Here is a 26500-nt window from a genome sequence, read left to right as displayed (position 1 = left end):
AACGGAGTCGCAGATGGCGTTCCTGGCCGATTCGTTGGGCTGGAACGATCAGCAGACAGTATTTCTTGGAAAGACATCGTTTTATTTTAAGCTGGCCTCTATTTTCCGGAAGCTATCGAGTCGTTTGATTGCTTGCCTCTTTATCGGAAACAAGAATAGCTGGGTCCACGAGGCCTTTTATCTTGGTCTCGATAGTGGTCAGGTGGTCTTTGTCGATGATGGTCTGGCGACCGTCAAGTACTACCATGCCATTCACGATGAAACTTTCCATTCCAGGGTTTCGAGCGGGAAGCGGCGCATCCTGGCTGCCATGGGTATTCAGCTCAACCGGGCACGTGACACAAGTGCTATCGCTTTTTTTACTTGCTTCCCCTTGTCTGATTCCGAACGGATAAGCGTAGAGGTTCACGATTTTCCCCTGTTTCGACGGACATTCAGAACCCAGATGCAACGTTCGGGAAACAGGCCTGTCGTCGCCTTTCTCGGACAGCCCTTTGGAGGAATGGAGCGACTGGAGCAGCTTAAGATGCAAATGCAGCTCGTAGTCCAGCGCCACAAAGATGCTCGCATCCTGTATTTTCTCCACCGTAAGGAGGTTCCCGAGGAGCTTGAGAAGGTGCTTGGAGGCTTTCCGGTGGAAATCCGGCAAGCGGGCCGCCCAATTGAGGTCGAGGTGGCCCTGTCCGGAGAATCTTACCTCGGGTTCTACAGTTTTGCCTCAACGGCCCTGTTCACGATCAAGAAGATTTTCCCTGAGATGCAGGTTTTCCAGATTGATGACAAGATCCTCGCATCCAGACTTCCTTACTACGACGAAATTGTCGAAATGCTTCACCAAATTGGTGTGAAGACAACGGGTTTGCATTCGTTCGCGGTGCCGGAATAGAGCAGGCTATTCCCGTGCTTTGTTACTCCTTTCCTCCCGCGACAGCGTCCATAGCCCTGCATACTTATTGAACGTGACCTGGGCATAGGTCACCGCCGTCAAGTACCCTACCGCGCCATCAAGAAATCCGAACCGGATGAAATAAACCTGAACAAAGGTCATCAGGCCTCTTAGCGTCGGGTATAGCATTGTCCGGGTTTTCTTGCCCTTGCGGTGTTTTTCCAGTGAGCCCAGCCATGCGTATTTGGCGCTTTTTTCCAGGGAGTGACCGAAATCCCGGTGCGTGTAGTGGGTCAGTCGGCCTCGCAGGGTTTTTACCTTTCGGCCCTCAGGAATCAGGATCCGTTCATGAACCAGGGCGTCGGAAAAACTCACACCCTCGCGGCGAAACAGGCGCAGGGGCGCGCGGCCGCTGCGACCGAAGTCGAGACGCGTGCCATAGATCGTAACTGCCCAGGGCAGCTTGTAGGCATCGGCGTCGGGGTCGGCAAGATGGTGATTGATTTCCCGGGCCAGTTCCGGTGTCACACGCTCGTCGGCATCCAGTGAAAGTACCCATTCTCCTGTCGCCTTTTCCAGGGCCCTTTGCTTCTGAATGCCGAAGCCTGGCCAATCGGTGACTTCGACTACGTCGGCATACTCTCTCGCAATTTCTGCGGTTCGGTCCGAGCTGCCGCTGTCGAGCACGATGACCTCGTCGGCTACCAGTCGCGCCGACTTCAGGCAATCGGCAATATGGGCTTCCTCGTTTTTGGTGATAATGGTCGCAGAGACCTTGCGGTTGCGCTGCCGAACATACGAAGCACTCAGTTCGTGAAACAGGGCCGAGGCAATTCCCGCGATGGCAAGCAGGTAAAAGGTCAGAAACAGATTCCGGTTGAACGTGGCTTCCGTCAAGCCAAAGAAAAAATACCCGACGCTGACAAGAACGCCCGCCGTCGCCAGGTGTGCGGTGGGGAGGTGTTTGCTGAAAAGATGCCGGGCGAAGATTGCCAGTGGGATGAAAATCACCAGTGCCCAGCTCAGGATGCCCGGGATGCCGCTGGTGGCAGCGTTGTTGAAGAAGTCGCTGTGTGCGTGCCCCGAACAGCAGGTGAGCAGGTATTGGGTCGCGTCACCATTTGCCACAGCGGATTCAATGACGTGTGTGTAGCCGCCCAAACCAACGCCGGTCCATGGATGGTCCATGAACATGTCCCAAGCCAGTCCCCAGACCTCCAAGCGTATGGCCATGCCATTATCGAGGGTACCACCGTTCATCAGCGCCTGGACGGATTGGGCCATGCGATCGCCGGAGACGATAGCCAGTGCCAGCAGGACAGGAATCAGAATCAGGCCGGCAATTCGTGCTTTCTTGCCGACAAGAGGTAGGCAGACAAGCAAAAGAAAGGGCAGTGCGACCAGATTGCTTCGGGTTTCGGAAAGCATGGATATGACGGCTGCAGAAACGCCGGCCACGGCGAACAGGGCGGCCGGGACTCTTTTCCCGGTTCGCAGGAAGAACGAAGCGCCGACCAGCGTCAGTATGCCCCCCAGTAGTGCAAGATTGCCAAAACTTATCGGATTGATTCCACCACCGAAACGCATGGTCAGCAGGTGGTCGACGGACCACAGCTGGCTTGCCAGTGCTGATATGAAAGCGCCAATGGCCGACAGCGAAACAAGGCCAAGAGCGACAAACATCGTTTGTGCCCGCAAGCCAATGTAGCTGAGGGCGATGACCAGTGGCCAGAACACAAGGAACCGTGCATGAGAGCCCAGGGTTTTGCTTCCCTCGTAGTCAAAGCCTTCGAACAGCCACGAGCAGACACTGACCAGAACGAAGAACCAGAACGCGAAGTGCAGCAATCGCAGTTCTTTCGGCGTGTCCCAGCCCGCCTTGTATGGGGATTTCCGGGCAATAAATACACCACCGGCAATGGCCAGAAGCAGGGTGGCGCCCGCCAGGATGCTCGAGGACAGAAGAGCTCCGCCAAGTCCGACCAGAAGCAGCGCAGGTGGTAAAGTCCGGGAGGGCACAGTCATGTCAGGAAAATCCGAGAGTTAAAAGTGAATAAACAGATCAGGCGTGGCACAGTGCTCACTGAATCAACAGACTCGATCGCGATTGTAGGGATTGATCTCCCCGGGGGGGCGGTGACGCATGCGTTTATATTCCCATTGGTACTGCTGAGGGATTTCAAGAACACAGTGCTCAATCGACCGGTTCAGGGCGGTTGTCGCGATAACCGGGTCCTTGTCACCCAGACGGGCTTCCGTTTTCCTGACCACGATACGGAAGCCACTGGAGTCCGGAAGGCGTTCAGCGTAGGTGATAAGAGCGTTCGCGCCGGTACGCTGAATCAGCTTGGAAACCAGGGTCATGGTTTTCACTTCCATGCCAAAAAAAGGGGCGAAGGCGTTGCCTTTGCCTCTGGGCGATTGGTCCGGCAATATGCCGGCTACCCCACCTTCCCGAAGTATGGAAGCCAGTCTCGCCAGTCCGCGCCGGTCACCGCGAACGAGTTCCGAGCCGAGGCGCCCGCGAACCTTGATCATATAATCTTCAAATTCGGGCATGTTGGGTGGGCTATACAGGGCGGCCATCTTGTAACGTGACGAGAAGAATAATCCGGCCAGTTCCCAGTTCCCGAGATGAGGCGCCAGAAGGATCAGTCCCTTGCCCTCGGACATGGCTTCGTCAATGAGCTCCAGGCCTTCGGTTTCCTTGATCAGAGCCAGACATCTCTGAACCGGCCATTCCCACATCAGTGGAACTTCAAGCATGGTTTGTCCGGTCTGGATCATCGAGGCCCGGGACATCGCTTCGCGTTCCGTGTCGGTTAGTTCGGGCAGGCATATGGCGAGGTTCGTATCCGTCACCTGTCGCGACTTGGTTGGCAGTTTCCAGATCAACAGGCCCAGCCATTTTCCGATTCTCTGGGCATTGGCCAGCGATAAACCGCCGGCGATTCTCAGCAGGCCGGCGATCACGAAGTATTTGAGTTTACTCATTTGCGCCCGTACCGGTCCTCGTACCTGACAATGTCGTCTTCGCCGAGGTAGGATCCCGACTGCACCTCAATCAACTCAAGGTCGATCACCCCCGGATTCTCCAGTGAGTGCACCTGGCCAACCGGGATGTAGGTGGACTGGTTCTCTGTGACCAGATAGGTTTTTTCGCCATTGGTCACTTGCGCCGTGCCACTCACCACGATCCAGTGCTCAGCACGATGGTGGTGCATCTGAACCGAGAGTTTGGCCCCCGGCTTTACCGTAATGCGTTTGACCTGATACCGGGCGCCGTTGTCGATGGAGTCGTATACGCCCCAGGGCCGGTAAACTTCCCGGTGGTTCATGTGCTCGTGGCGACCATCATTGCGAATCTGTTCGACCACGGATTTCACGTCCTGCACCTTGTCCTTGTGAGCCACAAGAAGTGCATCCTTGGTTTCGATAATGACCAGGTTGTCGACACCGACCGTTGCCACGAGCCGACTGTCGGCACGAACGAGGGTGTTGGCCGTGTCCTTGGCAATGACATCGCCGGTCAGGCTGTTGCCGGCATCGTCTTTCGAGCTGACGTCCCAGAGCGCCGACCAGGAGCCGATATCACTCCAGCCGGCATCAAGGGCGACAACAGCGGCCTTGTCGGTTTTTTCCATCACGGCGTAATCCACCGATTCGGATGGACAGTCCGCAAACAGTTGCGGGTTTACCCGGGTGAAGTGCAGGTCCTTGCTTGCGTCGGCGATAGCGGCCCTGCAGGCCGAGAGAATGTCCGGACGATGGGTTTCTAGTTCTTTCAGGTAGTCACGGGCAGAAAACAGGAACATGCCGCTGTTCCAGAGGTAATCGCCTGAAGTCAGGTAGGCGTTGGCCGTATTCACATCCGGCTTTTCGACGAATTTATCCACCGAATAGCAGTCGTTTGCCAGTTCGGTTCCCCGATGGATGTAGCCGTAGCCGGTCTCCGCGTGGCTTGGCACTATGCCGAAGGTGACCAGCTTTCCCTGTTCGGCCAGGGGAACGGCTTTGGCAACCCCTTTCTGGAATGCCTCGGTATCCTGGATAAGGTGGTCGGCTGCCAGAACCAGCATCAGCGGGTTGTCATTACCGGCACGTTCACACAATTGGATGGCCGCCAGGGCAATGGCAGGAGCGGTATTGCGCCCGCAGGGTTCAAGAATGATCTGGACATCTTCCTGGCCGGATTGCCGCATCTGCTCCGCCGCCAGGAACCTGTGCTCTTCATTGCAAATCAGCAGCGGTTTGTCAGCGTTCATGCCCTCAAGTCGGGCAACCGTGGATTGCAGCATGGACAGGGGACTGTCCGTCAGTTTCAGGAACTGCTTCGGATTCAATTGTCGTGACAGGGGCCAGAGCCGGGAACCGGTGCCGCCGGCCATAATGACAGGATGAATCATGAATTTACTCCGATCTTGAGTGTGAGAACGCCATGAAAAAGAACCAATTTAGGCGCGCCATCTTACCACATGGGTATCATAATATTGTCCCGCTACAAACCGAAAACCCGCACTTTGCCATCAGGAGTCACGATGAAGCTGCCACTTTCTGTTTATTTCATCACTCAGGATGAAGAGGCCCGGCTGCCTGAGTCGTTAGCGAAGGTCGCCGGCTGGGTCGATGAGATCATTGTGGTCGACTCCGGAAGTACTGACAAAACGAAAGACATTGCAGAGGAGGCTGGCGCCCGGTTTGTGCATCACGAATGGGAGGGGTTTGCATGCCAGAAGGCGTATGCCGCCTCCCTGTGTCGTAATGATTGGGTACTGGATCTGGATGCGGACGAAGTGCTGTCGGACGCGCTGGTTGCCAATATCAAGGCGCTGTTTTCCAGACCCATTGCCCCGGACGTGGCCGGCTTCAGGATGCGCTGGGTGTTATCCCCGCCCCTGCCCGGGCATCCATTCCGGCATGACAAAACCAAGAAAATTCTCCGGCTTTATAATCGAAATCGCGCAGTCATCAAGGCGGAAAAGGATAGCAATAACGACCGTCCGCAGGTGCGGGTCGGGCGCGTGCTTGATCTGGAAGGCGATGTCCTGCACCGGACGCTGATTTCGCTGGAGCAGATGGAACGAAAATACTGCCAACTCTCGACGGAACAGGCGCGTTTCATTGCAAACCGGGGGCGCAGTATATCCGGGGCTCGGCTGTTCGTTGAGTTCCCGTTGAAGTTCCTGAAGTATTACCTGCTGCACAAGCAGATCCTGAACGGCTGGTTTGGTTTGAGCGTCTCGATCACGGCCGCGAACCGTAACTTCATGCGTCTGGCCAAGGCAAAAGAACTGCAGCTTCTGGAACAGCTTGAGCGAAAACAGTAAGCCCGAAAAGGATGCTTCATTTACCGTCACCATTGCTGGCCGACAGGGCGTCCCGATACAGCCGTTCCGTTTCATCGGCCATGTGCTCAAGCGTCAGTTTCTCCCTCGCAAAAGCCATGGCGGCAGTCTCGGCTTTCTTCAGTGCAGGAAGGTTGGTCAGGGCCTCCCGGAGCAGGCTGGCAAGACTGGTTGGCTTCCAGTCGAGGCTCAGGGCCTCTTCCGGGAGCAAGTATGCAGGGCCGGAAACCGGGGTAGAGATGATCGGGCAGCCGGCAAGCAGGCTTTCGATCAGTACGTAGGGAAAGCCCTCACGCTGGGAACTGATCACCACCAGGTCAGCCAGCTGGTATACCGACCCCAGATCTGCCTGATACCCGGTCAGGGTTACTTGGTCATTCAGCTCCAGACCGGCAATCAGACCGTCGAGCCGGGATCGCAGGCTGCCTTCGCCGAAAATGCTGAGGTGGGCGACAGTCCCGGTTCGTGTCAGTTCGGCCCACGCCCGAATCAGCGTCTCGAACCCTTTTACGGGTTCAAGGCGGCCAATCGCAACGACGTTGGTCACTCCCGTTGGCAGGGTCTGCCACTCACTGGCCTCCTGGCGCTTTGGGGGCGGCGAGATTCCGTTGAAAATCAGTTTTCTGCCGGGGTGATCAAGACTTTCAAAGATCTGCGGGCTGACGGCAATGACGCTGTCGAGTCCCTGAAACGCCTTGTGACTGGACTTGCTGCCATGAACTGTGCCCACGCGAATGCATCGGCTTTTCGATTTGATGGTCTTGATCAACTGGGCAGATTTGTTGCCCTGGGCATGGAGGATATCCGGCACGATCTCCAGAACCAGCCGTCTCAGGTAGAAACGGAGCCAGGGGTTGCGCCGCCCAAGGTTCACCGGTGCAGAGTGAAAGTGCACCGTATCGGGAAAGTGTTCCCGGTAACGCTTGTGACCGATGACGTGGATCCGGTGTCCACGCTTGGCTAATGCCTGAGCCAGGTCGGCCGTGTGCTTTTCCATGCCCCCCCAGGTGGTGCCGGGCGTCGAAAAAAACAGGGCGATGGTGAGCTTTTCGCGGTCGGTCATTGCTGAAGTTGGCGCCGTTCAAGGACTTGTTCATAGATCTTAAGGGTGGACTCGGTCTGCGCCTCGAGGTGGAACCGGTGGGGAATTTCAATGGCAGACTTCCCGGAATCAAGAAGTCGGAGGACGGTTTCGGCGAATGCGGTTGTGTCATCGGGGGTGACCAGACCAGCCTGGAAACAGGCCTGGAGCGTTTCGGCGGCTCCTCCGCGATTGTAGCCCGCGACCGGTGTGCCTGAAGCAAGGGCTTCGGTAACGGTTCGGCCGAAGGGCTCAGGCTTGGTGCTCATGTGGCAGACAACATCGGCCAGTAGGTAGAGCGTGGTCATGTCATTGCGCTGGCCCAGAAAGCTGACCTTGTCGGTCAGTTCCAGCCGACTGCGTTCCCTCTCCAGTTGCTCCAGAAAGCGCTCCTTGCCCGGTTCGGTACCGCCAACAATGATCCCATGACAGTCAGGGCGATGGCGAACCAGCTTCGCCATCATGGCCAGAAAATCCATCTGGCCTTTCCAGCGTGAGATGCGCCCCGGCATCATGATGACTTTCTTGCCAGCCAGTTGCGGATACTGTCGAAACCATCGCTGCAGCCATTGCGGACTGAGTTCGCGCTGTCGAAAGGCGTTGATGTCCACACCGCGCTGTATCACGGTCAATTTATGCTCGGGCACCGGGTAGTTGTCCAGAACGTATTCCCTGACGCATCGGGAAACAGCAATCAGATGATCGGCCCGGGTCATAATCGCGCTGTATGGATTGACCGAGTACATACCGTGAAATGTCGAAACGACTGCGGGGCGCTGGTGCGGGGCCATGCTCCGGAGTGCCAGGTGGATGATCCAGGCAGGCATTCTGGAGCGGACGTGAATGACGTCCGGTTTCAGTTCCAGCAGCAGTCGGCGCATGGGCAAGATCTGACCAAAGGAGGTCGGGGACTTTCGGTGTATGGGCATGAAAATGTGTGTCGAACCCTGTCCCCGAAGCTGTTCGGCCATCGGACCACCTTTGGATACCACAAAGGACTCGTGCCCCCGCTTCACCAGATCCGAAGCGAACTCCACGGTGCCTCGCTCGACACCCCCGCTGTATAGCGCAGGCAGCGCCTGGAGAATCCTCAAGCGATCTTCCTCCCGTTACCTGACTCCGTCTTTTTTGATGCAGGAAGCAGATTCCGTGCGATCACCCAGCGGGCGGCCCGGTCCGCTTCCCATAACGGCTCGTGGTGCATTGTCTTGCCGGCCATCACCGCTGCATGATCGCTCCACCGTGCCACCCGTCCCTCCTGAACCAGCCGGTTCACGCCTTCGGCGACCCGGCTGCCGGGGTGTGGCGTAAACTGGAAGAGGCCGGTGGGGACGCCTGAGGTGGCCGCCTCGCATACCATGGACATGCTGTCCGGGCTCACCCATACCGCTCGTGAGGCTGCCAGCTGATGGCTCAGCCAGTTCTCATGGGTTTCGGCTGGAGCAACCACAGTGATTTTGGGGCCCGCCAACTCCTGCAGCCTGGACAGCAATTCGTCCGGCGTTCGCCGCGACCCGCTGATGGTCCAGCGCCAGGTCGGGTAATGTCCGATCAGGTGATTGACCTGGCCAAGCAGGACATCGCTGTCCCAATCGAAATGATGAGAGGGACCTCCAATCAGGATCAGAGCCTCGGGTTTGTCGGTAATGCGCGCCAGCGGGGTAACGGTATTGATGACACCGTCGGTGAGCAAGACGCGGGAAGAGGCGTTAACACCGTCATGGACAGGCACGATGCCGGCGCTGACCCAGCCAAGTGGGAAGCCTGGCTTCATGAGTACGAGGGTTTTGACCTTCCTGAGCCGACGTAACGACAGCAGCAGTCGGTGGGTACCTGTACCCGCAGCGACGACCAGATCAGGTTTCGGCAGGGCCTGGTCAACATTTGGAGCCATCGCCAGCAGGGCACGCCAGACAGACACCTTCACCTGACCGGCATCCACCCAGTAGAGGCTTGCCCCTGCGATCACACGAAGCCGGTTTCCCAGGCCTTTTAGCTGGTTGCGGTGCCCCGGCTTGTTGTCGGTCAGAAGCCACACCACCGGCGCCGTATTCTGCTGATCAGTAGGTTTGGACATAAATCCCGGTCATGGGTTGCCGGCCTCTCTGAGTATGCGGATTATTGACGCCCGTAGAATCCCGGGTCATCGGGATCCGGTCGGGTCTTGAACCTGCGATGCATCCACAGGTACTGGTCCGGCGCCCTTCGGATCTCGTGCTCAATGGTGCGGTTGATCAAAGTTGCGTCCTGCAAATCGTCGCCGCTCGGAAAGTTTTCCAGAGCCGGGTGGAAGAATATGTCATAGCCGGGGGCGTCGTCACGACGAACATGACTGAAAGGGACTACCTTGCAGCCGCTGCGCTCGGCAATCCGAGAAGTTGCAGTGATGGTGCCGGCCGGGATGTTGAAGAAGGGGGCAAAGACGATGTCCTTGCGGCCGTAGTCCTGGTCCGTGGCATACCAGACCGCGTGATTCTTTTTCAGGCTGCGGAACAGTCCTCTTAAATCCTTGGCGGCGAGCACTGTGCCGTAGCGCCGCTCCCGGGCACGGGTCATTACGGCGTTCATCAAGGGGTTGTTGTGGTCCCGCTGCATGACATCCGCATCAATGTACTCGGTGACCAGGCTTCCTCCGAGGTCCAGCGTACTGTAGTGGCCACCTAACAGAAGAACGCCCTTGCCGTGGGCCAGGGCCTGTTCGAAATGTTCGAGGCCATGAACCGTGGTGATGTCCGTTAACCCCGCCGGATTCCGGAACCAGGCAAGTCCGAGTTCAACCAGCCCGATGCCATTGGCGATGAATGATTTGCGCGCCAGCGCCGATTGCTGGGCAGAAGTAAGCTCAGGAAAACAGAGTCGGATGTTCGTTTCGGTTATGTGTCTGCGGCTTCGGGCCAAGTGCCAGGCCAGAAGCCCTGCGACTTTCCCAAGCCACCACTGTAGGCGGATCGGAAGCTGCGCCACGGCCCACATCAGAGCCACGCCGATCCAGGTTGGCCACCAGCGGGGGTGGCGGTAGGCACTGTAGTCGGTATTCCTTGGAAGCTTTCGGTATTGCTTTTTCACTTGAAGAACGTCCCTGCCTGTTCGCAATTCTGGTTGCCGCCAGGAGCCGGTCAACAGCATCAACCAGAAGTAAATCAATAGGTTTTCGGCTATGATACCGTACTGTTTTACCGGGAGTCTTCTGTGCTGCACTTTATCTATTCCCAGCTGATCCGGCTACTTCTGCCCTTCATTCTGGTGCGCCTGTGGTGGCATGGTCGCCGAGCTCCGGAACTGCGCCGGAACTGGTACCAGCGGCTCGGAATCGTGCCTCGTACGAAGGGCAGCGTTGTGTGGGTGCACGCTGTTTCAGTTGGCGAAACCATCGCTGCGGGACCCATGGTCCGGCGGCTTCTGGCAAGAGATCCGGGTATCACCATTCTGATGACCGCCATGACCGACACGGGGCTGGCGCAGGCGCGAAAGATGTTTGGCGACCGGGTGCGGTACGCCTACGCGCCGTACGACACCCCCGGCTCCATCCGGCGTTTCCTGAAGCGCGCCCGGCCGCGCATTCTGGTGATCATGGAAACGGAAATCTGGCCCAACATGATACGGCAGTGCCGGGCGCTCGATGTGCCCATCTTTCTCATCAACGCCCGATTGTCGGAACGCTCGGCCCAGGGCTATGAGCGCATCCGGAGTCTGGCGCTTCCCGTGATGCGGAGCATTAGCTGGGTGGCTGCCCAGGCAGAGAAAGATGCCGAACGATTCTGCCGCATCGGTGTCGCGCCGTCGAAAGTGGCAGTGACCGGCAGCGTGAAGTTTGATGTCGACATCCCCGAGAACGTACGACGGGCATCCCTGGCACTTCGGGCAACGTTGGCAGGTCGTGCTGTCTGGATCGCAGGCAGCACTCACGAGGGCGAAGATGTGCAATTGCTGGAGGCCCATCGGAAGGTGTTGGCCGCCCATCCGGAGGCGCTTCTGATTCTCGTGCCGCGCCACCCCGAACGGTTCGGCTCGGTGGCGGACAAAATCGAGAAAGCCGGGTTCAACCTGGCCAGGCGGTCAGCGGTGGCCGAGCCGGGTGACGCGCAGGTTTACCTCGGAGACACCATGGGTGAACTCATGATGCTCTACGGCGCCAGTGACATGGCCTTTGTGGGGGGATCGCTGATTGAGCGCGGCGGACATAACCCGCTGGAACCCGCAGCCTGGGGCATACCGGTGTTCTCCGGGCCACACGTGTTCAATTTTGAAACCATCTATCAGCGCTTGCTGGACGATTCCGGCGTCAAGCTGGTTGCGAATGCTGAAGAGCTGGCCGCCCACATCGTTACCCTCATTGATGATGTCGGGGAGCGAAAAGCCATCGGTGACCGGGCCCTGGCCGTGGTTGAAAAGAATCGTGGAGCACTTGGGAAGGTCGTCGACGGAATTATCGAGAGGGTTTAGGGCGGGCGACATCCGGCGCCCGCCTCTGGCACTTACTGGGTTGGGTCGTCCAGAATCTTGTCCTCGTTTGCCAGGGCTTCAATGCCCGGTGCGTCCTCGCTCAGCCAGTTGTTCAGCACGATCAGGTCCTGCGGGCTCAATGTCCCGGCTGCCTGCTTGAGCTGTAGCGTGTTGATGACGTAGTCGTAGCGCGAATTGGCGTAGTCCCGAAGCGCCACATAGTAGGCGCGCTCGGCGTCCAGTACCTCCACGATATTGCGTGTACCAACTTCATAGCCGGCACGGGTGGCATCCAGCGCACTTCGACGGGAAACGATTGTCTGCTCCAGCGCGGACGAGGTTTCGATGTTGTTGTTGACGGTCAGGAACAGGCTTCGGGTGTTCACCCGCACGTCCCGGCGTACCGTGTTCAGCGACTCCTGGGCCACCGTCACCAGAGAACGCTGCTGGCGAACGCCGGCCTGGGTGCCACCGCCGGTGTAGAGGGGCACATTCAGGGTCAGGCCAATGACGCCCTGGGTAGTGGTGCCATCCCGTTGCTGGAACGGCGAGCTGGCGCCGTCCTCCAGGCCATCCGTATTCGAGTTCCCGTACGAGGCATTCAGGTCCAGGGTCGGATAATGACCGGCCTTGGCGGCCTTCAGGTTGGCTTCGCTGACATTCAGGTCATACAGCGCGGATTGAATCGACCAGTTCTGTTCAAGCGCGCTGGTCTCCCAGGCCGATGGGTCCATTGGCTCAGGGCGGCTCAGCGGGAAATTCTGCCGCAGGTTCTCGAGATCCTCCGCGTATTCGCCTGTCAGACGGGCCACCTGTTCCCGCGCAATGTTCAGTTGGTTCTCCGCGACAATGCGACGGCTCCGGGTGTCGTCGTAGCTGGCTCTGGCCTCATACACCTCGGTAATCGCAATCAGGCCAACATCGAAACGCTCCTGCGCCTGTTCGTACTGCCGCTGGATGGCGGCCTCGGCTGCCAGCGTTGTGGTCACCGTGTCCCGGGCGCGAAGCACGTTGAAGTAGGCCGTCGCAACGTCCAGGATCAGCTGTTGTTGGGCGAGGTTGTATTGGGCTCGGGCAGAATCGGTCTGGAACTGGCTGGCATCGTAGCGGAACCAGGCATCGGCCTGAAACAAGGGCTGGCTCAGTTGAACGCCGTAGTTGAGTTCGCGATAGCCGTTGTCCTGGTTCGGGCCGTCCACATCAATGTAATTCGCCTCTCCAAATGCCCCGATCTGGGGCAACAGCACACTGCGGGTAACGTCGCTGGCGGCCTGCTGGGCTTCAAAGCTGGCTTGGGCGGCAGCAATTCCTGAATCATAGGAAAGTGCTTTCTCATAGGTCTCAACCAAATCCATGGCAAGGGTGGGCTGCGCCACCAAGAGGCCAACTAGTCCGGAAAGCAGTCGTTTCTTCATTATATCTCCTGAGTACCTGTGCACGTACGCGTTCCGTCCGGATACACCGTTATGGCTGCCGAACCACAGAAGCTGCGCTGCAACATGCGGTCGATAGTGCTTTGGTCGGCCATTATGGACAATAATCAGTCGCAGCTCTACACTTGCAAACGGCACCTATTTCGGGTGCCGCACAAAAAAGATTCGCGTCTTGACGGGGTGCTGGTCTGCCTGAACTGAAAGAGGGCAGCCGGCTGAGATTGCAGCGCAGAACCCGCGACCTGATCCGGATAATACCGGCGTAGGAATTAAGACCACACCGCTGATTGGCAAGAGTACCCCCGCATTCAGGGGAAAACCGGTCTCCAGCCCCGTCATACGCGACCCGACGTCCACCCCAAGTTCCGGGAGCGAATGATGACCGAGTTACCTTCCTACCTCAGCGATTCCGCCCAGGTAGATTCTGCAGCGATAAAACCGTTACCAAATTCACGGAAGGTGTACGTGCAGGGCAGCCGCCCCGATCTTCGCGTGCCGATGCGTGAAATCACCCTCGGTGATACGCCCACTGAAATGGGGGGAGAAGAGAACGCCCCCGTGATGGTCTATGACACCTCGGGCCCCTACACCGATCCCGAGGCCAGCATCGATCTGCGCAAAGGGCTGGCGCCGGTCCGCGCGGGCTGGATTGCCGAGCGCAATGATGTTGAACCCCTGCCTGGCTACACCTCGGAGTTTACCCGTCGCCGGATGAAAGATCCGCAGCTTGATCCACTCCGGTTCAGCGAGGAGCGTAAGCCGTTGCGGGCGAAGACCGGCCACAATGTCAGCCAGATGCATTACGCCCGCAGGGGCATGATTACTCCGGAAATGGAATACATCGCCATCCGGGAGAACCAGAAACTGCAGGAGGCCCGGGAAAAGGGGTTGCTGAAGGACCAGCACCCGGGCCGGTCCTTCGGAGCGAATCTGCCGGAGGAGATCACGCCCGAGTTCGTACGTGAGGAGGTAGCCAGGGGGCGCGCCATTATCCCCGCCAATATCAATCACCCCGAATCCGAACCGATGATCATCGGCCGCAATTTTCTGGTCAAGATCAACGGCAACATCGGAAATTCGGCGGTCAGTTCTTCCATTGAGGAAGAAGTGGAGAAGCTGACCTGGGGGATCCGCTGGGGCGCTGACACCATCATGGACCTGTCCACTGGAAAGAATATCCATGAAACCCGGGAATGGATCATCCGTAATTCGCCGGTCCCGATTGGCACGGTGCCCATCTACCAGGCGCTGGAGAAAGTCGGTGGCGTCGCCGAAGATCTCAACTGGGACATCTTTCGGGACACGCTGATTGAGCAGGCAGAGCAAGGGGTCGACTATTTCACGATTCATGCCGGCGTGCGGCTGCATCATGTACCACTGACCGCAAGCCGGACCACGGGGATTGTCTCACGTGGCGGCTCTATCATGGCCAAATGGTGCCTGGCCCACCATCAGGAAAGCTTCCTTTACGAGCATTTCGAAGACATTTGCGAAATCATGAAGGCCTATGACGTTTCCTTCAGCCTGGGGGATGGCTTGCGCCCCGGTTCGATTGCTGATGCCAATGATGCGGCGCAGTTCGGTGAGCTGGAAACCCTGGGCGAGCTTACCAAAATTGCCTGGAAGCACGATGTTCAGGTCATGATCGAAGGCCCGGGGCATGTGCCCATGCATCTGGTGAAGGAGAACATGGACAAGCAGCTTGAATGCTGCGATGAAGCGCCTTTCTACACTCTCGGGCCCCTGATCACTGACATCGCGCCAGGCTACGATCACATCACCTCCGGCATCGGCGCCGCGATGATCGGCTGGTATGGCTGCGCCATGCTTTGCTACGTCACTCCCAAGGAGCACCTGGGTCTGCCGAATAAGGACGACGTGAAGACCGGCATCATTACCTACAAGATTGCTGCGCATGCCGCCGACCTTGCCAAGGGTCACCCCGGCGCACAGATTCGGGACAATGCTCTCTCCAAGGCCCGCTTTGAATTCCGTTGGGAGGACCAGTTCAACCTGGGACTCGATCCGGACACGGCGCGCGCCTACCACGACGAGACCCTGCCAAAGGAATCGGCCAAGGTCGCTCACTTCTGCTCAATGTGCGGGCCGAAGTTTTGTTCCATGCAGATTTCCCAGGAAGTCCGGGACTACGCCCGGGAGCATGGCCTGGATGAGGTTGCTGCCGTGGACGCCGGCATGCAGGAAAAGTCACGGGAGTTCGTTGAGTCCGGTAGCAAGTTGTACGACAAAGTGTAGGTTTTCTGTCCGGGGCCAGGGATGGCCGGGTTCAGGCGTCTTCCGGCGGTGCCTGGGCAGCCGAGCGGGATGCTCTTTTTTGGCCTTGCGGCAGAGACACAGAACGAAGCTTGCAATGAACAACGGGCACCGGCTATCGTTCAAAGTCATTGTCGAAACAGGGTAGAAAATGACCAAGCCGTTCCAGTTCACAGCCAGCGATGTCAAAGTCGAAAAACGTGAAACCGTCTTTCAGGGCTTCTTCCGTATGGACAAGCTCTGGTTGACGCACCCGCGTTTTGACGGGCGGGAGATGCCGGTGTTTACTCGAGAGCTGTTTGTCCGTGGTGATGCTACCTGCGTGCTGCCCTACGATCCTGTCCGTGACGAAGTGGTGTTGCTGGAACAGTTCCGGCTTGGCGTCCTGGGCCGCGACCAGTCGCCCTGGCTGCTGGAGCTTGTGGCCGGAATGAACGAAGACGGTGAGTCCCCGGAAGATGTCGCCCAGCGTGAAGGTCAGGAAGAGGCCGGACTCACGTTCAGTCGTTTGCACCGGATTTGCGACTACCTTGTTTCCCCGGGTGGCACGACGGAAATGGTTCATCTGTTTTGCGGCCTGATCAGCACGGAGGGCGCCGGCGGGCTCTTTGGCGTTGAGCACGAACACGAAGACATACGTGCCCACGTCTTCAGTGCGGAAGAGGCAATTGGCATGATCCGCGATGGCCGGATCAACAACGCAGCGGCTATTATTGCTCTTCAATGGCTTGAACTGAATCATTCAAGCCTCCGGAAAGAGGCGACGCCATGACAGAGTGGAGCATGAAGCCGAAACGTTATGTACCGGACCTCAGGCAGCTTGGGGCCCTGTGTGACGGCAATTACCAGCGTTTGAGCCGGCTACGCCAGCTTGAGGTTGACGGCAAGCCTGTGTGTGCGTTCGAGTTGCACCGGGAAAACCTGTACCTCGGCAGGGTTCAGATCAAGGTACTGCAAACTGCAAGATTCACTGAAACCCTCCTGCTTGAGCAGGTCCATAATGCCGGTCGCTGGCTGAATAACCCCCAGATGACGGTGCGTGTCTACCACGATGCGGCTATGGCTGAAGTCATCAGTTGCTACCGGGATCGTCAGATTGCGCCGGTCAACGATTACCCCAATCGCTTCATGCACCATCCGGACGAAAAAGTTCAGGTCAACGGCTTCCTGGCGGACTGGCTCGATTACTGCCTGCGCTTCGGCCACCTGCCGATGGAGCACGCTGCCTGGTCGGCCGGTGAAGGCGTGGACTGACGACCGGCGAACTGGCGCCGGACACAGTACTAAAGTGGGCTGGCGCGAACCGGTCCGTGTGTCATAGTTGTCAAAAATTGCAATATGTCGCCGGTGCCTGGTCAGAATGTGATTCCCGTTGCATTCAAAAGTGATAAAACCGGAAGCTGTCGTCGTACACTTGTTCCACGTTCAAGTGATGAGCACTGATTTGACCAAGAGCGCCATGACCACAAAGGATGAAGCCCGGCCATTCCGGGTATTGCAACTGACTGACCCCCATTTGATGGCGAACGCCGACGGTGAGCTGCTGGGTGTGAATACCCGGGAGAGTCTGTCCGCGGTGATTGATGAGGTCTTAAAGGTTCATGGTCAGCCGGACCTCATCCTCGCGACCGGCGATTTGGCGCAGGATGGCTCTGAGGAAGCATATCGGGTTTTCGGGGAAAGTTTACGGGTGTTCGCCTGCGGTTCCGCCTGGCTGGCGGGTAATCACGACAGCGCCGAGGCACTCAGATCCGTTGCCGCCGAGTATCAGGCTGATCGCCGGACGATCGTCGAGGGCGGTTGGCAATGTATCCTTCTTGACTCATCCGTGCCCGGAAAAGTCTACGGCGAGCTGTCCCAGGCAGAACTCGATTTTCTGGAGGCTGCCCTGGCCGAACATCCGGACCTCCCGACCATGGTCACGCTGCACCACCATCCTGTGAATATTGGCTCGGACTGGATGGAACAAATTGGTCTCCGTAACCGGGAGGCCTTCTGGGAAGTTGTTGATCGATACCCTCAGGTGAAAATGGTGCTTTGGGGGCACATTCATCAGGAACACGCCCTGGACAGAAACGGTGTGAGCCTGCTGGCCACGCCGTCAACCTGTATCCAGTTCACGTCCGGTTCCAGCAGGTTTTCAGTCGAACCGCTGTCTCCGGGCTATCGCTGGTTCGAGCTGATGGCATCCGGCGACTTCAAGACGGAAGTTCGCCGGGCCGAGGACTTTGAGTTCGAACTGGATCAGAACAGCTCCGGCTACTGAATGGCTTGCCGAAGCTCCCGGGCGGCCTGAACCATCGCTCTCAACGCTGGCACCACCTCTTCCCATCTCCGTGTTTTCAGTCCGCAGTCCGGGTTGACCCAAAGTCGCGTGGACGGAATCCGTTCCGCGGCTTTTTGCATCAGCGCCACCATTTCCTGCTTTTTTGGGATGTTGGGCGAGTGGATGTCGTAGACGCCAGGGCCCAGTTCGTTGGGGTACTCAAATCCCCTGAATGCATCGAGCAGTTCCATGTCGGACCGTGAGGTCTCGATGGTAATCACGTCTGCATCCATCCGGGCAATGGCCTCAATGATGTCATTAAATTCCGAATAACACATGTGGGTATGTATCTGCGTTTCGTCCCTGACGCCGTTGGCAGCAACCCTGAAGGCATTGACGGCCCAGTCCAGATAGCTGGCCCGGTCTGCCTGACGAAGGGGGAGCCCTTCCCGCAGTGCTGCTTCGTCGATCTGGATGATTTTCACGCCCGCTTTTTCCAGGTCTAGGACCTCTCCCCGAATCGCGAGGGCCAGTTGCAGGGCTGTGTCTTTACGAGGTTGGTCGTCACGGACGAATGACCAGTTCAGCATGGTGACCGGGCCGGTGAGCATGCCCTTGAGCGGTCTCTCGGTGAGGGATTGGGCATAGCGAATCCAGTCCACCGTCATGGCTTTGGGACGGGAAATGTCTCCGAACAGGATGGGCGGTTTCACGCACCGGGAACCATAGGACTGGACCCAGCCAAACTGGCTGAAAGCATAGCCGTTCAACTGTTCACCGAAATACTCCACCATGTCGTTGCGCTCGGGTTCGCCGTGGACGAGGACATCAAGGCCGAGTTCCTCCTGTTGATTTACACAATAGGCAATCTCTTCGCGAATGCGGGCGACGTAGGCTGCTTCCGTGAGATTGCCAGTGCGGAACTGCTGGCGGGCCAGACGAATTTCCTCTGTCTGCGGGAAGGAGCCGATGGTTGTGGTGGGATACGCCGGCAGAACGGTTTGTCTGCGTTGTGCGTCGATCCTCTCCCTGTACGGTGCCTGGCGGGCGCCTGTGTGGCCGTCCAGGTTGCTCAGTGCGTCGGTGACTGCGGGCGAGTGCGCTCGTCCAGAGACTTGCCGACTCCGGATCAGTCGGGCGTTTTCTGTCAGCTGACGATGCACGGAAGCGCGGCCGGTATTCAGGGCCCGGGCAAGTATGTCCAGCTCGTCCAGTTTCTGAACCGCGAATGCGAGCCAGCTTTTTATGTCGGCGTCCAGTTTATGCTCAATGTCGACATCCACCGGAACATGCAGGAGCGAGCAGGACGGAGCGAGCCAAAGCCGGTCGCCAAGCCTGTCGTGCACCTGCTCCAGCCAATCGAGTGTCCGATTCAGGTCGGTCCGCCAAATGTTCCGGCCATCGATGATACCAAGTGACAGGGTTTTATGCGGAGGTAGCCAATCCACGACCCGTGCTACTTCCTCGGGAGCGCTGATGGCGTCCAGATGCAGTCCCGCCACTGGCAGTTCACAGGCCAGTTGCAGGTTTTCGCGCAGGTCGCCGAAGTAAGTGGTTACTAACAGCTTGGGCGTGCAGGTTTTCAGATCATGGTAGGCGAGGTTGAGAGCATGGCGCCAGTCGGCGTCGAGGTCAGTGACCAGAACCGGTTCGTCAACCTGCACCCACTCCACCCCTGCGGCGGCAATCCGGTCCAGAAGTGCGGCATAAACGGGAAGCAACCGATCCAGCAAACTCAGTTTGTCAGTGCTGCTGTCTTTGCTTTTTCCCAGCCAGAGATAGGTAACCGGGCCGATGAGGACGGGCTTGGGAGTTAGTCCCTGTTCTCTGGCTTCCTGGATTTGCTCCATCAGGCGTTCGGAATTCAGCGAAAATCCGGTATCTGAGTGGAATTCCGGGACGATGTAATGGTAATTGGTGTCGAACCATTTGGTCATCTCGCCAGCGTGTATTGCACAACCGTCGTCGTCATTTGCCGACCGGCCTCGAGCTACACGGAAATAACGATCGAGATCGCTGACTTCAGCAAGGCCGGCCCGCTCAGGGATGTTGCCGAGGGTGACGCTCATGTCGAGGACCTGATCGTAAAACGAGAAGTCGCCGATGGGCGCGAGGTCTAGCCCCGCCTGTATTGCCCAGTTTCTTCGACGCAGGCTTGCGCCTTCAGTGCGAAGTTCCTTCTCGGTGAGGCTGCCTTGCCAGAACGACTCGAGGGCATGCTTGAGTTCACGCCGTGCTCCGATTCGGGGAAAGCCGAGATTGTGTGTGGTAGCCATGACCAGGTGCTCCTGTGATTGCAGGTAGTGAATTGAGAAGTTCTAGCCTAGCCCGGTCTATGCATGAAAAATAATGGTATTATTTCAGTAAATCATGAGAAAAATTCATTTATTTGGGGGAGGTCGTGATTGAGCGAAACCATCTGGAAATCCTCAGAGCCGTTGCGGAGAGGGGTTCCCTAACGGCTGCTGCCAAAACCCTGAACCTGACTCAATCTGCGCTCAGCCATTCAGTGCGAAAGCTGGAGCAGCAACTGGGCACTGCAGTGTGGGTTAGGGAAGGGCGTCAGTTACGCTTGACACAATCTGGTGAGTATTTGCTCACGCTGGCGGGCCGATTGCTGCCGCAATTCGAGCACGCGGAGACTCTGATCGGTCAGTTCGCCACAGGGCAGCGAGGAAGCCTGAGGATCGGCATGGAATGCCATCCCTGTTACCAGTGGCTACTCAAGGTGGTAGGTCCTTATCTGGATCGTTGGCCGGGCGTTGATGTGGACGTGAAGCAAAAATTCCAGTTTGGCGGGATCGGCGCCTTGTTCGGTTACGACATAGATATGCTCGTGACACCGGACCCTCTGCACCGGCCGGGCCTGGTGTTCGAGCCGGTGTTCGATTACGAGCAGGTACTGGTGGTGGCTGACGGGCATCCGCTGGCGGACGCTCGATGGGCAGAACCTGCCGACCTCGCAAAAGAGACTCTGATCACCTACCCCGTGGAAATCGAGCGGCTCGATGTGTACGCCCGGTTCCTGTTGCCCGCCCACGCCAGTCCTGCTCGGCACAAGACGATTGAAACCACCGACATTATGCTGCAGATGGTTGCTGCCGGACGAGGAGTGGCAGCACTGCCGCGCTGGCTGGTGGCAGAGTATGGCGCCAGAATGGCGGTCAGGCCGGTGCAAATGGGTGAGCACGGGATTGCAAAACAGATCTTCCTGGGATTGCGCGAGCGGGACCAGCAGGTGGATTACCTGAAATCGTTCATGACAATGGCACGTGATGTTAGCTGGCGTTAGGCTCTTGCGGTAAACTGCGCGAAAAAATCCAATCAGGGAATCCGATCATGAGCGACATACCTGCAGATCTCAAATACATCGAAACTCATCAATGGGTCCGCATCTCCGATGACGGCACAGCCACGGTTGGCATTACAGACTTTGCCCAGGAACAGCTGGGTGATGTCGTTTACATTGGCGTGCCGGATTTGGGCATAACGGTCAATGGTGGTGAGGAGGCCGGCGTGGCCGAATCGGTCAAGTCCGCCTCAGACGTGTTCAGCCCGGTGACCGGTGAAGTCATTGCGGTGAACGAGGCGCTTGAGGACGAGCCGGAGAAAGTGAATGACGACCCGTATGGCGATGGTTGGCTGTTCAGGGTAAAGCTGACTGACCAGGGTGAGCTTGAAGGTTTGATGGATGCAGCGGCCTACGCGGAGCATGTGGCGGCCGAAGGATAACCTCTGGAACCGCGTTGAAGGGCTGGCTGGCCTGTCCGGCGCCCCCCCATCACTGCGTGCTGTCATTTCGGGGTTATGTATAATCCCCGCCCCATGTTTGTTTCCGTCAGGTGGTCGCTATGAATTTTCCGGTTCTGTATCTTCGAAAGGGCGCTGAGCGCAGGCTTCGGGCTGGCCACCTGTGGGTCTACAGCAACGAGATCGATACCCGTCGTTCGCCGCTGACCGGATTTGAAGCCGGCGTCCAGGCTGAGTTGAAAGCCTCCAATGACAAGTCTTTGGGTACCGTTTTCGTCAACCCGAATGCCCTAATCTGTGGTCGGTTGATCAGTCGGGACGGAAATCACGGCATGACGCCGAAACGCCTGAGTCAGCGTCTGGAGGCAGCACTGAGCTTGCGGGACAGGCTGTTCGACAAGCCGTTTTACCGCTGGGTGTTCGGTGACAGTGATGGGCTCTCCGGACTGGTCATTGATCGCTTCAATGACACGGTGGTGGTGCAGATTTCCACGGCGGGCATGGAGCAGCTGAAAGACACCATTGTTCGGTCCGTGCTGCGTTTGGTGCACCCGAAGGCAATTATCCTCAAAAACGACGGCAAGATGCGCAAGGTCGAGGGCCTCGATGTTTATGTGGAACAGGCGCACGGTCCGCAGGTCTCGCTGCTTGAGGTGGAAGAGAACGGGGTGCGATTCGAGGTGCCCCTGGAAGGCGGTCAGAAAACCGGTTGGTTTTACGATCATCGGATGAACCGTCAGCGCCTGCAGTCCTATGCCCCCGGCAAGCGGGTTCTGGATGTCTTCAGTTACGTCGGCGGTTGGGGCATTCAGGCCGCTTCTGCCGGCGCCTCTCAGGTGACCTGTGTTGACAGTTCGTCATCAGCGATCGACTCGGTGCATCACAACGCCCGTCTGAATGGCCTCGAGAACGTGGATACCCTGGAAGGGGATGCGTTTGAGGCGCTGAAAGCCCTGTGTGATGAAAAAGAGAAATACGACGTCGTCGTGCTGGATCCGCCGGCGCTGATTCCCCGTCGCCGTGACCAGAAGGCTGGGGAGCAGGCCTACGCACGGCTCAACCAGCTGGGCCTGCGGTTGCTGGACCGCGACGGCATTCTGGTTTCGGCTTCCTGCTCCATGCACCTTTCTCAGGACAAACTGACCGATATCATTCGCAGCAGCGGCCGCAAGATCGACCGTTTCGTGCAGTTGCTGGAGCAGGGGCATCAGGCCCCGGACCACCCGGTTATCCCGGGAATACCCGAGACCGATTACATTAAATCCTGTTTCGTGCGGTCCCTTACCAGCTTTTTCTGAAGGCTCTGGCCGATTTTCTTCAGTCCCGGAGAGACATGATCTGCCAGCCATGTTCCCGGGCCAGGGCCTCTAGAGTGGGGTCCGGGTCCACGGCGACTGGATTCTCCACGGCTTTCAGCAGCGGAACGTCATTGTGGGAATCGCTGTAGAACCAGGCGCCACCCAGATCTCTGCCGTGGGCTTCCAGCCAGTCATTCAGCCGCGCCACTTTGCCCTCCTGGAAGCTCGGCACTCCGGCGACTTCACCGGTGTAGCGGCCGTTGACCAGTTCCGGCTCGGTGGCAATCAGGTGCTCAATGCCCAGTTCTTCCGCAATCAGTTCGGTTACGAAGCGGTTGGTGGCGGTAATGATCATCAGCGTATGGCCCTGGTTACGGTGATGATCCAGTAGCTCGCCGGCCTTGCGCTGCATCATGGGGCGGACCTTTTTGTCCATGAAGGTTTCCCGCCAGGCCACCAGTTGATCCATGTTGTGGTTCGCCAGTGGTTGGAGAGCAAAGCCGAGGTAATGCAGGATGTCCAGTTCGCCGTTCAGGTATTCCTGGTAGAACCGGTCGTTGGCTTTCTGGTATTCCTCAGCATCCACGATCCCTTCTTCAACAAGGAATTCACCCCACGCGTGGTCGCTGTCCCCAGCCAGAAGGGTGTTGTCCAGATCAAAAATTGCGAGCGTCAAGCTATTACCTCCGGTGTTCACTGGGCCTGCCATGAGGGCGTCAGTCTATCACGACCCGGCGATTGCGGCTTCGTTTGCCGAACCCTTGGGTTTCTGCAAGAATGAGAGCAACTTGGATAAATCCGACCGGTTGATTTTTGTACCGGTCTGCCGACTTTTAAGAGGACTGTGCCGTGATTGATTCAGACGGTTTCAGACCCAACGTCGGAATCATTCTGGCTAACCACAGGGGCGAGGTTCTCTGGGCGAGGCGAATTGGGCAGGACTCCTGGCAGTTTCCGCAAGGTGGTATCAAACACGAAGAATCACCGGAAGAGGCGTTGTATCGGGAGCTTGGTGAGGAAATCGGTCTGGGTGCCGGCGATGTGGAAATCATCAGCTGCACGCGAGGCTGGCTCAGGTACCGGCTTCCCCGGAGGATGGTTCGCCATAATTCCCACCCCGTTTGCGTGGGTCAAAAACAGAAATGGTTCCTGCTGAGGATGCTGTCACCGGACGCGCAGGTGTGCGTGGACGGTACCGATTCGCCGGAGTTTGATGGCTGGCAGTGGGTTAGTTACTGGTACCCGCTCGGCCAGGTAGTCTCGTTTAAACGGGAAGTGTATCGACGTGCGCTGAGAGAACTCGCGCCACGACTGTTCTACAACATGGAGCAGTGGCATCGGAGCGAGCAGACTCGGCGCTTTAAGGAACACCAGAAATGACGGATTGACCCCGCCATGCTGAGCATACTGCGAAGTCTTGTACAAGAGGTAAACAGCGCCCGCGATTTGCAGGAGGCGCTGGATGTCATCGTGTCGCGTGTGCAAAAAGCCATGGGAACGGAGGTCTGCTCTGTCTATCTCCTGGACCCGGCGACCAATCGCTATATTCTGATGGCCACCGAGGGCCTCTACCGGGAGGCGGTGGGCAAGGTCAGTCTGGCCTACTCCGAGGGCCTGGTTGGTCTCGTCGGTTCTCGAGAGGAGCCGATCAACCTCGAAGATGCGCCGTCCCATCCCCGTTATCGCTATTTCCCCGAAACCGGTGAGGAACGTTTCCGGTCATTCCTTGGCGTTCCCATTATTCACCACCGCCGGGTGCTCGGCGTCCTGGTAGTGCAGCAACGGGAAAGCTCCCGTTGTTTCGACGAGGGCGAGGAAGCGTTTCTGGTCACGGTCTCCGCGCAGCTGGCGGGCGTTATTGCCCACAGTGAAGCAACTGGAGCCATCAGCGGGCTTTCATTGACCGGCGAAGAGGCCCGGGACGTCAGCTTTAGCGGTGTGCCAGGTGCTCCGGGGGTGGCGATTGGTGAGGGAGTTGTGGTTTACCCGGCTGCCGATCTTGATGTGGTGCCGGAAAAGCCCACCGAGGACATAGAGCAGGAACTTGAGCTTTTCCGCGAGGCTGTAAAGGCGGTGCGCGAAGACATCGAGCGGGTTGCCAAGCGGCTGGCTTCACAGTTACGCCCCGAGGAACAGGCCCTGTTCGATGTCTATCTGAGAATGCTGGGCGACGAGGCCATGCCCGGGGAAGTGGCCAACCAGATTCGGGAAGGCGTTTGGGCTCAGGGGGCTCTGAAACAAGTAGTGCAGCAGTATATTCGCCATTTCGAAATGATGGATGATCACTATTTGCAGGAGCGGGCGGTCGACGTGCGCGACCTCGGTCGCCGCCTGCTCTCCCACCTTCAGGAGGGTGAGCAGCTTCACCTGGAGTACCCCGCCCGTACGGTACTGGTCAGTGAGGAGCTGACGCCGGCCATGTTGGGTGAGGTGCCGAAGGGGCAGCTCGTTGGGCTGGTGTCCGTCAAGGGGTCCAGTAACTCTCACGTAGCCATTCTTGCCCGAGCCATGGGTGTGCCCACGGTCATGGGGCTGGTGGATATTCCGGTTAACCAGTTGGATGGCAAGGAGTTGGTGGTCGATGGCTTCGAGGGGCAGATATTTGCGTCGCCATCGGATGACCTGAGAGCGTTCTACCAGGCTATTTGTGACGAGGAGGATGAGCTCATTCGTGGGCTGGAGGTGCTGCGAGACAAGCCCTGCGAAACCACGGACCATCATCGGGTCTCGCTGCTGGTGAATACCGGGCTGATGACGGATGTGGTCCGTTCCCTGTCTCACGGCGCCGAGGGCATCGGTCTTTATCGCACGGAAGTGCCGTTCATGATCAAGGACCGGTTCCCGTCCGAGCAGGAGCAGAGAGAGTATTATCGGGAGCAGCTTGAGGCATTCGCGCCGAGCCCGGTCACGATGCGGACGCTCGATATCGGGGGCGACAAGTCACTGACCTATTTTCCCATTCAGGAGGAAAATCCCTTCCTGGGCTGGCGCGGCATTCGGGTCACCCTTGATCATCCGGAGATTTTCCTTGTTCAGGTGCGGGCCATGCTTAAGGCCAGCGAGGGGTTGAATAATCTCCAGATCATGCTGCCGATGATCAGCAATATCTCGGAAGTCGAGGAGTCCCTGCACCTGATCTACCGGGTTTATCACGAAGTCCGGGAGGAGGGGTACGATATCCATATGCCCAAGGTGGGCGTGATGGTTGAGATTCCCGCCGCGGTTTACCAGATTCGTGAGCTGGCGGACCGGGTCGACTTCCTGTCGGTGGGATCGAACGACCTCACGCAATACCTGCTGGCGGTCGACCGGAATAACCCGAGGGTCGCCCAGCTCTACCACTCTTATCACCCGGCCGTACTCCAGGCCCTGGTTCGCATCGCCCAGGACGCCCACGTCGTTGGCAAGCCGGTGGGTATCTGCGGCGAATTGGCGGGCGATCCGGGTGGCGCGTTGCTTCTGATGGCCATGGGCTATGACTCCCTGTCCATGAACGCGGCCAGTCTGCCGAAGGTAAAATCGGTGATTCGCAGCGTCAGCCGGGAATGGGCGATGCAGTTGCTGGAGGATGTCCTGCTGCTGGACTCTCCCCATGTGATCAAGAGCTGCGTTGACCTCGCTCTGCGGAATGCGGGCTTTGGTCGGTATCTGCGCCCGGGCAAGTCGACAACGATTGCCTTTGCTGAAAAGGCCCTTTCCTGAACGTTTGTCTCGTTTTGAACGA

General features: G+C 58.0%; 22 protein-coding genes and 1 riboswitch. Of the genes, 12 read left to right on the top strand and 10 right to left on the bottom strand.

All coding sequences use genetic code 11. The features are described 5' to 3' along the window. Positions 1-13: 13 nt before the first annotated feature. The gene (locus tag QQF73_RS18260) at positions 14-886 is read left to right on the top strand and encodes a polysialyltransferase family glycosyltransferase (RefSeq protein WP_219868745.1); all 873 of its coding nucleotides are present in this window, start codon (positions 14-16) and stop codon (positions 884-886) included. 6 nt (positions 887-892) lie between these two features. On the opposite strand, the gene QQF73_RS18255 is transcribed toward QQF73_RS18260, so the two are convergent. From QQF73_RS18255 to QQF73_RS18245, 3 genes are all read right to left on the bottom strand, one after another. Continuing rightward, positions 893-2911 carry an O-antigen ligase family protein gene (locus QQF73_RS18255; protein WP_219868746.1) on the bottom strand — a complete coding sequence of 673 codons (2019 nt, stop codon included), beginning with the start codon at positions 2909-2911 and terminating at the stop codon, positions 893-895. A 63-nt stretch (positions 2912-2974) separates the two neighbouring features. Then, positions 2975-3880, bottom strand: a complete 906-nt coding sequence (locus QQF73_RS18250) for a lysophospholipid acyltransferase family protein (protein WP_219868747.1) — start codon at positions 3878-3880, stop codon at positions 2975-2977. After that, entirely contained in the window at positions 3877-5292 is a 1416-nt protein-coding gene (locus QQF73_RS18245) for a mannose-1-phosphate guanylyltransferase/mannose-6-phosphate isomerase (protein ID WP_285369062.1), read from the bottom strand. Before QQF73_RS18245 ends, QQF73_RS18250 begins: the two co-directional genes overlap by 4 nt. Before the next feature lie 132 nt (positions 5293-5424). Here QQF73_RS18245 and QQF73_RS18240 point away from each other — a divergent pair, with 132 nt between their 5' ends. Next, positions 5425-6213: a glycosyltransferase family 2 protein gene (locus QQF73_RS18240; protein ID WP_285369061.1), complete on the top strand. Its 789-nt coding sequence runs from the start codon at positions 5425-5427 to the stop codon at positions 6211-6213. A gap of 16 nt (positions 6214-6229) precedes the next feature. Here QQF73_RS18240 and QQF73_RS18235 read toward each other — a convergent pair whose 3' ends face one another. The 4 genes from QQF73_RS18235 to lpxL are packed head-to-tail and all read right to left on the bottom strand — an operon-like array spanning position 6230 to position 10378. Further along, complete coding sequence (locus QQF73_RS18235; RefSeq protein WP_285369060.1) at positions 6230-7294, bottom strand: glycosyltransferase; 1065 nt, start codon at positions 7292-7294, stop codon at positions 6230-6232. Then, entirely contained in the window at positions 7291-8406 is a 1116-nt protein-coding gene (locus QQF73_RS18230; protein WP_285369059.1) for a glycosyltransferase family 4 protein, read from the bottom strand. Before QQF73_RS18230 ends, QQF73_RS18235 begins: the two co-directional genes overlap by 4 nt. Continuing rightward, complete coding sequence (locus tag QQF73_RS18225) at positions 8403-9389, bottom strand: mitochondrial fission ELM1 family protein (RefSeq protein ID WP_219868752.1); 987 nt, start codon at positions 9387-9389, stop codon at positions 8403-8405. Before QQF73_RS18225 ends, QQF73_RS18230 begins: the two co-directional genes overlap by 4 nt. 41 nt (positions 9390-9430) lie before the next feature. After that, complete coding sequence (gene lpxL / locus QQF73_RS18220) at positions 9431-10378, bottom strand: LpxL/LpxP family Kdo(2)-lipid IV(A) lauroyl/palmitoleoyl acyltransferase (protein ID WP_285369058.1); 948 nt, start codon at positions 10376-10378, stop codon at positions 9431-9433. A gap of 123 nt (positions 10379-10501) precedes the next feature. On the opposite strand from lpxL, the gene waaA reads away from it, so the two are divergent. Further along, complete coding sequence (gene waaA, locus QQF73_RS18215) at positions 10502-11755, top strand: lipid IV(A) 3-deoxy-D-manno-octulosonic acid transferase (protein WP_219868753.1); 1254 nt, start codon at positions 10502-10504, stop codon at positions 11753-11755. A gap of 32 nt (positions 11756-11787) precedes the next feature. Here waaA and QQF73_RS18210 read toward each other — a convergent pair whose 3' ends face one another. Beyond that, complete coding sequence (locus QQF73_RS18210; protein ID WP_219868754.1) at positions 11788-13170, bottom strand: TolC family outer membrane protein; 1383 nt, start codon at positions 13168-13170, stop codon at positions 11788-11790. A 184-nt stretch (positions 13171-13354) separates the two neighbouring features. After that, a riboswitch (TPP riboswitch) is annotated at positions 13355-13474 on the top strand. A gap of 92 nt (positions 13475-13566) precedes the next feature. Between QQF73_RS18210 and thiC the strand changes: the two genes are divergently transcribed. From thiC to cpdA, 4 genes are all read left to right on the top strand, one after another. After that, positions 13567-15444 (top strand): phosphomethylpyrimidine synthase ThiC, encoded by a 1878-nt coding sequence (gene thiC, locus QQF73_RS18205; protein WP_219868755.1) that lies wholly within the window; start codon positions 13567-13569, stop codon positions 15442-15444. A gap of 169 nt (positions 15445-15613) precedes the next feature. Next, complete coding sequence (locus QQF73_RS18200) at positions 15614-16234, top strand: NUDIX domain-containing protein (protein ID WP_219868756.1); 621 nt, start codon at positions 15614-15616, stop codon at positions 16232-16234. Beyond that, positions 16231-16716, top strand: a complete 486-nt coding sequence (locus QQF73_RS18195; RefSeq protein ID WP_219868757.1) for a DUF1249 domain-containing protein — start codon at positions 16231-16233, stop codon at positions 16714-16716. Before QQF73_RS18200 ends, QQF73_RS18195 begins: the two co-directional genes overlap by 4 nt. Positions 16717-16921: 205 nt before the next feature. Next, positions 16922-17728: a 3',5'-cyclic-AMP phosphodiesterase gene (gene cpdA / locus QQF73_RS18190; RefSeq protein ID WP_219868758.1), complete on the top strand. Its 807-nt coding sequence runs from the start codon at positions 16922-16924 to the stop codon at positions 17726-17728. Here the strand turns inward: cpdA and metE are convergent. Continuing rightward, positions 17722-20004, bottom strand: a complete 2283-nt coding sequence (gene metE / locus QQF73_RS18185; RefSeq protein WP_285369057.1) for a 5-methyltetrahydropteroyltriglutamate--homocysteine S-methyltransferase — start codon at positions 20002-20004, stop codon at positions 17722-17724. The genes cpdA and metE overlap by 7 nt on opposite strands. A 125-nt stretch (positions 20005-20129) precedes the next feature. Here metE and QQF73_RS18180 point away from each other — a divergent pair, with 125 nt between their 5' ends. The 3 genes from QQF73_RS18180 (at position 20130) to QQF73_RS18170 (ending at position 22776) form a co-directional block, all read left to right on the top strand. After that, a complete protein-coding gene (locus QQF73_RS18180; RefSeq protein WP_219868760.1) occupies positions 20130-21020 on the top strand; it encodes a LysR family transcriptional regulator in 891 nt (296 codons plus the stop codon). 47 nt (positions 21021-21067) lie between these two features. After that, positions 21068-21460, top strand: coding sequence for a glycine cleavage system protein GcvH (gene gcvH, locus QQF73_RS18175; RefSeq protein WP_219868761.1), 393 nt, complete (start codon positions 21068-21070; stop codon positions 21458-21460). A 119-nt stretch (positions 21461-21579) separates the two neighbouring features. Beyond that, on the top strand, positions 21580-22776 hold the full coding sequence (locus tag QQF73_RS18170; RefSeq protein ID WP_219868762.1) for a class I SAM-dependent rRNA methyltransferase: 1197 nt from the start codon (positions 21580-21582) through the stop codon (positions 22774-22776). Positions 22777-22795: 19 nt separating this feature from the next. On the opposite strand, the gene QQF73_RS18165 is transcribed toward QQF73_RS18170, so the two are convergent. Beyond that, a complete protein-coding gene (locus QQF73_RS18165) occupies positions 22796-23452 on the bottom strand; it encodes a histidinol-phosphatase (protein WP_219868763.1) in 657 nt (218 codons plus the stop codon). Positions 23453-23625: 173 nt separating this feature from the next. Here QQF73_RS18165 and QQF73_RS18160 point away from each other — a divergent pair, with 173 nt between their 5' ends. Further along, complete coding sequence (locus tag QQF73_RS18160; protein WP_219868764.1) at positions 23626-24156, top strand: RNA pyrophosphohydrolase; 531 nt, start codon at positions 23626-23628, stop codon at positions 24154-24156. A 15-nt stretch (positions 24157-24171) separates the two neighbouring features. After that, complete coding sequence (gene ptsP, locus QQF73_RS18155; RefSeq protein ID WP_219868765.1) at positions 24172-26478, top strand: phosphoenolpyruvate--protein phosphotransferase; 2307 nt, start codon at positions 24172-24174, stop codon at positions 26476-26478. Positions 26479-26500 lie beyond the last annotated feature (22 nt).

Origin of the sequence: Marinobacter albus, from assembly GCF_030238305.1 — a bacterium.
Classification (GTDB): domain Bacteria; phylum Pseudomonadota; class Gammaproteobacteria; order Pseudomonadales; family Oleiphilaceae; genus Marinobacter; species Marinobacter albus.
The sequence above is the reverse complement of the archived record's forward strand: the minus strand, read 5'-3'. Positions and strand labels throughout refer to the sequence as shown.

Excerpts from the sequence above, each read along its gene's own strand:
- QQF73_RS18260 (WP_219868745.1), top strand. The coding sequence starts at position 14 with ATGGCGTTCCTGGCCGATTCGTTGGGCTGGAACGATCAGCAGACAGTA.
- QQF73_RS18255 (WP_219868746.1), bottom strand. The coding sequence starts at position 2,911 with ATGACTGTGCCCTCCCGGACTTTACCACCTGCGCTGCTTCTGGTCGGA.
- QQF73_RS18250 (WP_219868747.1), bottom strand. The coding sequence starts at position 3,880 with ATGAGTAAACTCAAATACTTCGTGATCGCCGGCCTGCTGAGAATCGCC.
- QQF73_RS18245 (WP_285369062.1), bottom strand. The coding sequence starts at position 5,292 with ATGATTCATCCTGTCATTATGGCCGGCGGCACCGGTTCCCGGCTCTGG.
- QQF73_RS18240 (WP_285369061.1), top strand. The coding sequence starts at position 5,425 with ATGAAGCTGCCACTTTCTGTTTATTTCATCACTCAGGATGAAGAGGCC.
- QQF73_RS18235 (WP_285369060.1), bottom strand. The coding sequence starts at position 7,294 with ATGACCGACCGCGAAAAGCTCACCATCGCCCTGTTTTTTTCGACGCCC.
- QQF73_RS18225 (WP_219868752.1), bottom strand. The coding sequence starts at position 9,389 with ATGTCCAAACCTACTGATCAGCAGAATACGGCGCCGGTGGTGTGGCTT.
- QQF73_RS18210 (WP_219868754.1), bottom strand. The coding sequence starts at position 13,170 with ATGAAGAAACGACTGCTTTCCGGACTAGTTGGCCTCTTGGTGGCGCAG.
- thiC (WP_219868755.1), top strand. The coding sequence starts at position 13,567 with ATGACCGAGTTACCTTCCTACCTCAGCGATTCCGCCCAGGTAGATTCT.
- QQF73_RS18200 (WP_219868756.1), top strand. The coding sequence starts at position 15,614 with ATGACCAAGCCGTTCCAGTTCACAGCCAGCGATGTCAAAGTCGAAAAA.
- QQF73_RS18195 (WP_219868757.1), top strand. The coding sequence starts at position 16,231 with ATGACAGAGTGGAGCATGAAGCCGAAACGTTATGTACCGGACCTCAGG.
- cpdA (WP_219868758.1), top strand. The coding sequence starts at position 16,922 with ATGACCACAAAGGATGAAGCCCGGCCATTCCGGGTATTGCAACTGACT.
- metE (WP_285369057.1), bottom strand. The coding sequence starts at position 20,004 with ATGGCTACCACACACAATCTCGGCTTTCCCCGAATCGGAGCACGGCGT.
- gcvH (WP_219868761.1), top strand. The coding sequence starts at position 21,068 with ATGAGCGACATACCTGCAGATCTCAAATACATCGAAACTCATCAATGG.
- QQF73_RS18170 (WP_219868762.1), top strand. The coding sequence starts at position 21,580 with ATGAATTTTCCGGTTCTGTATCTTCGAAAGGGCGCTGAGCGCAGGCTT.
- ptsP (WP_219868765.1), top strand. The coding sequence starts at position 24,172 with ATGCTGAGCATACTGCGAAGTCTTGTACAAGAGGTAAACAGCGCCCGC.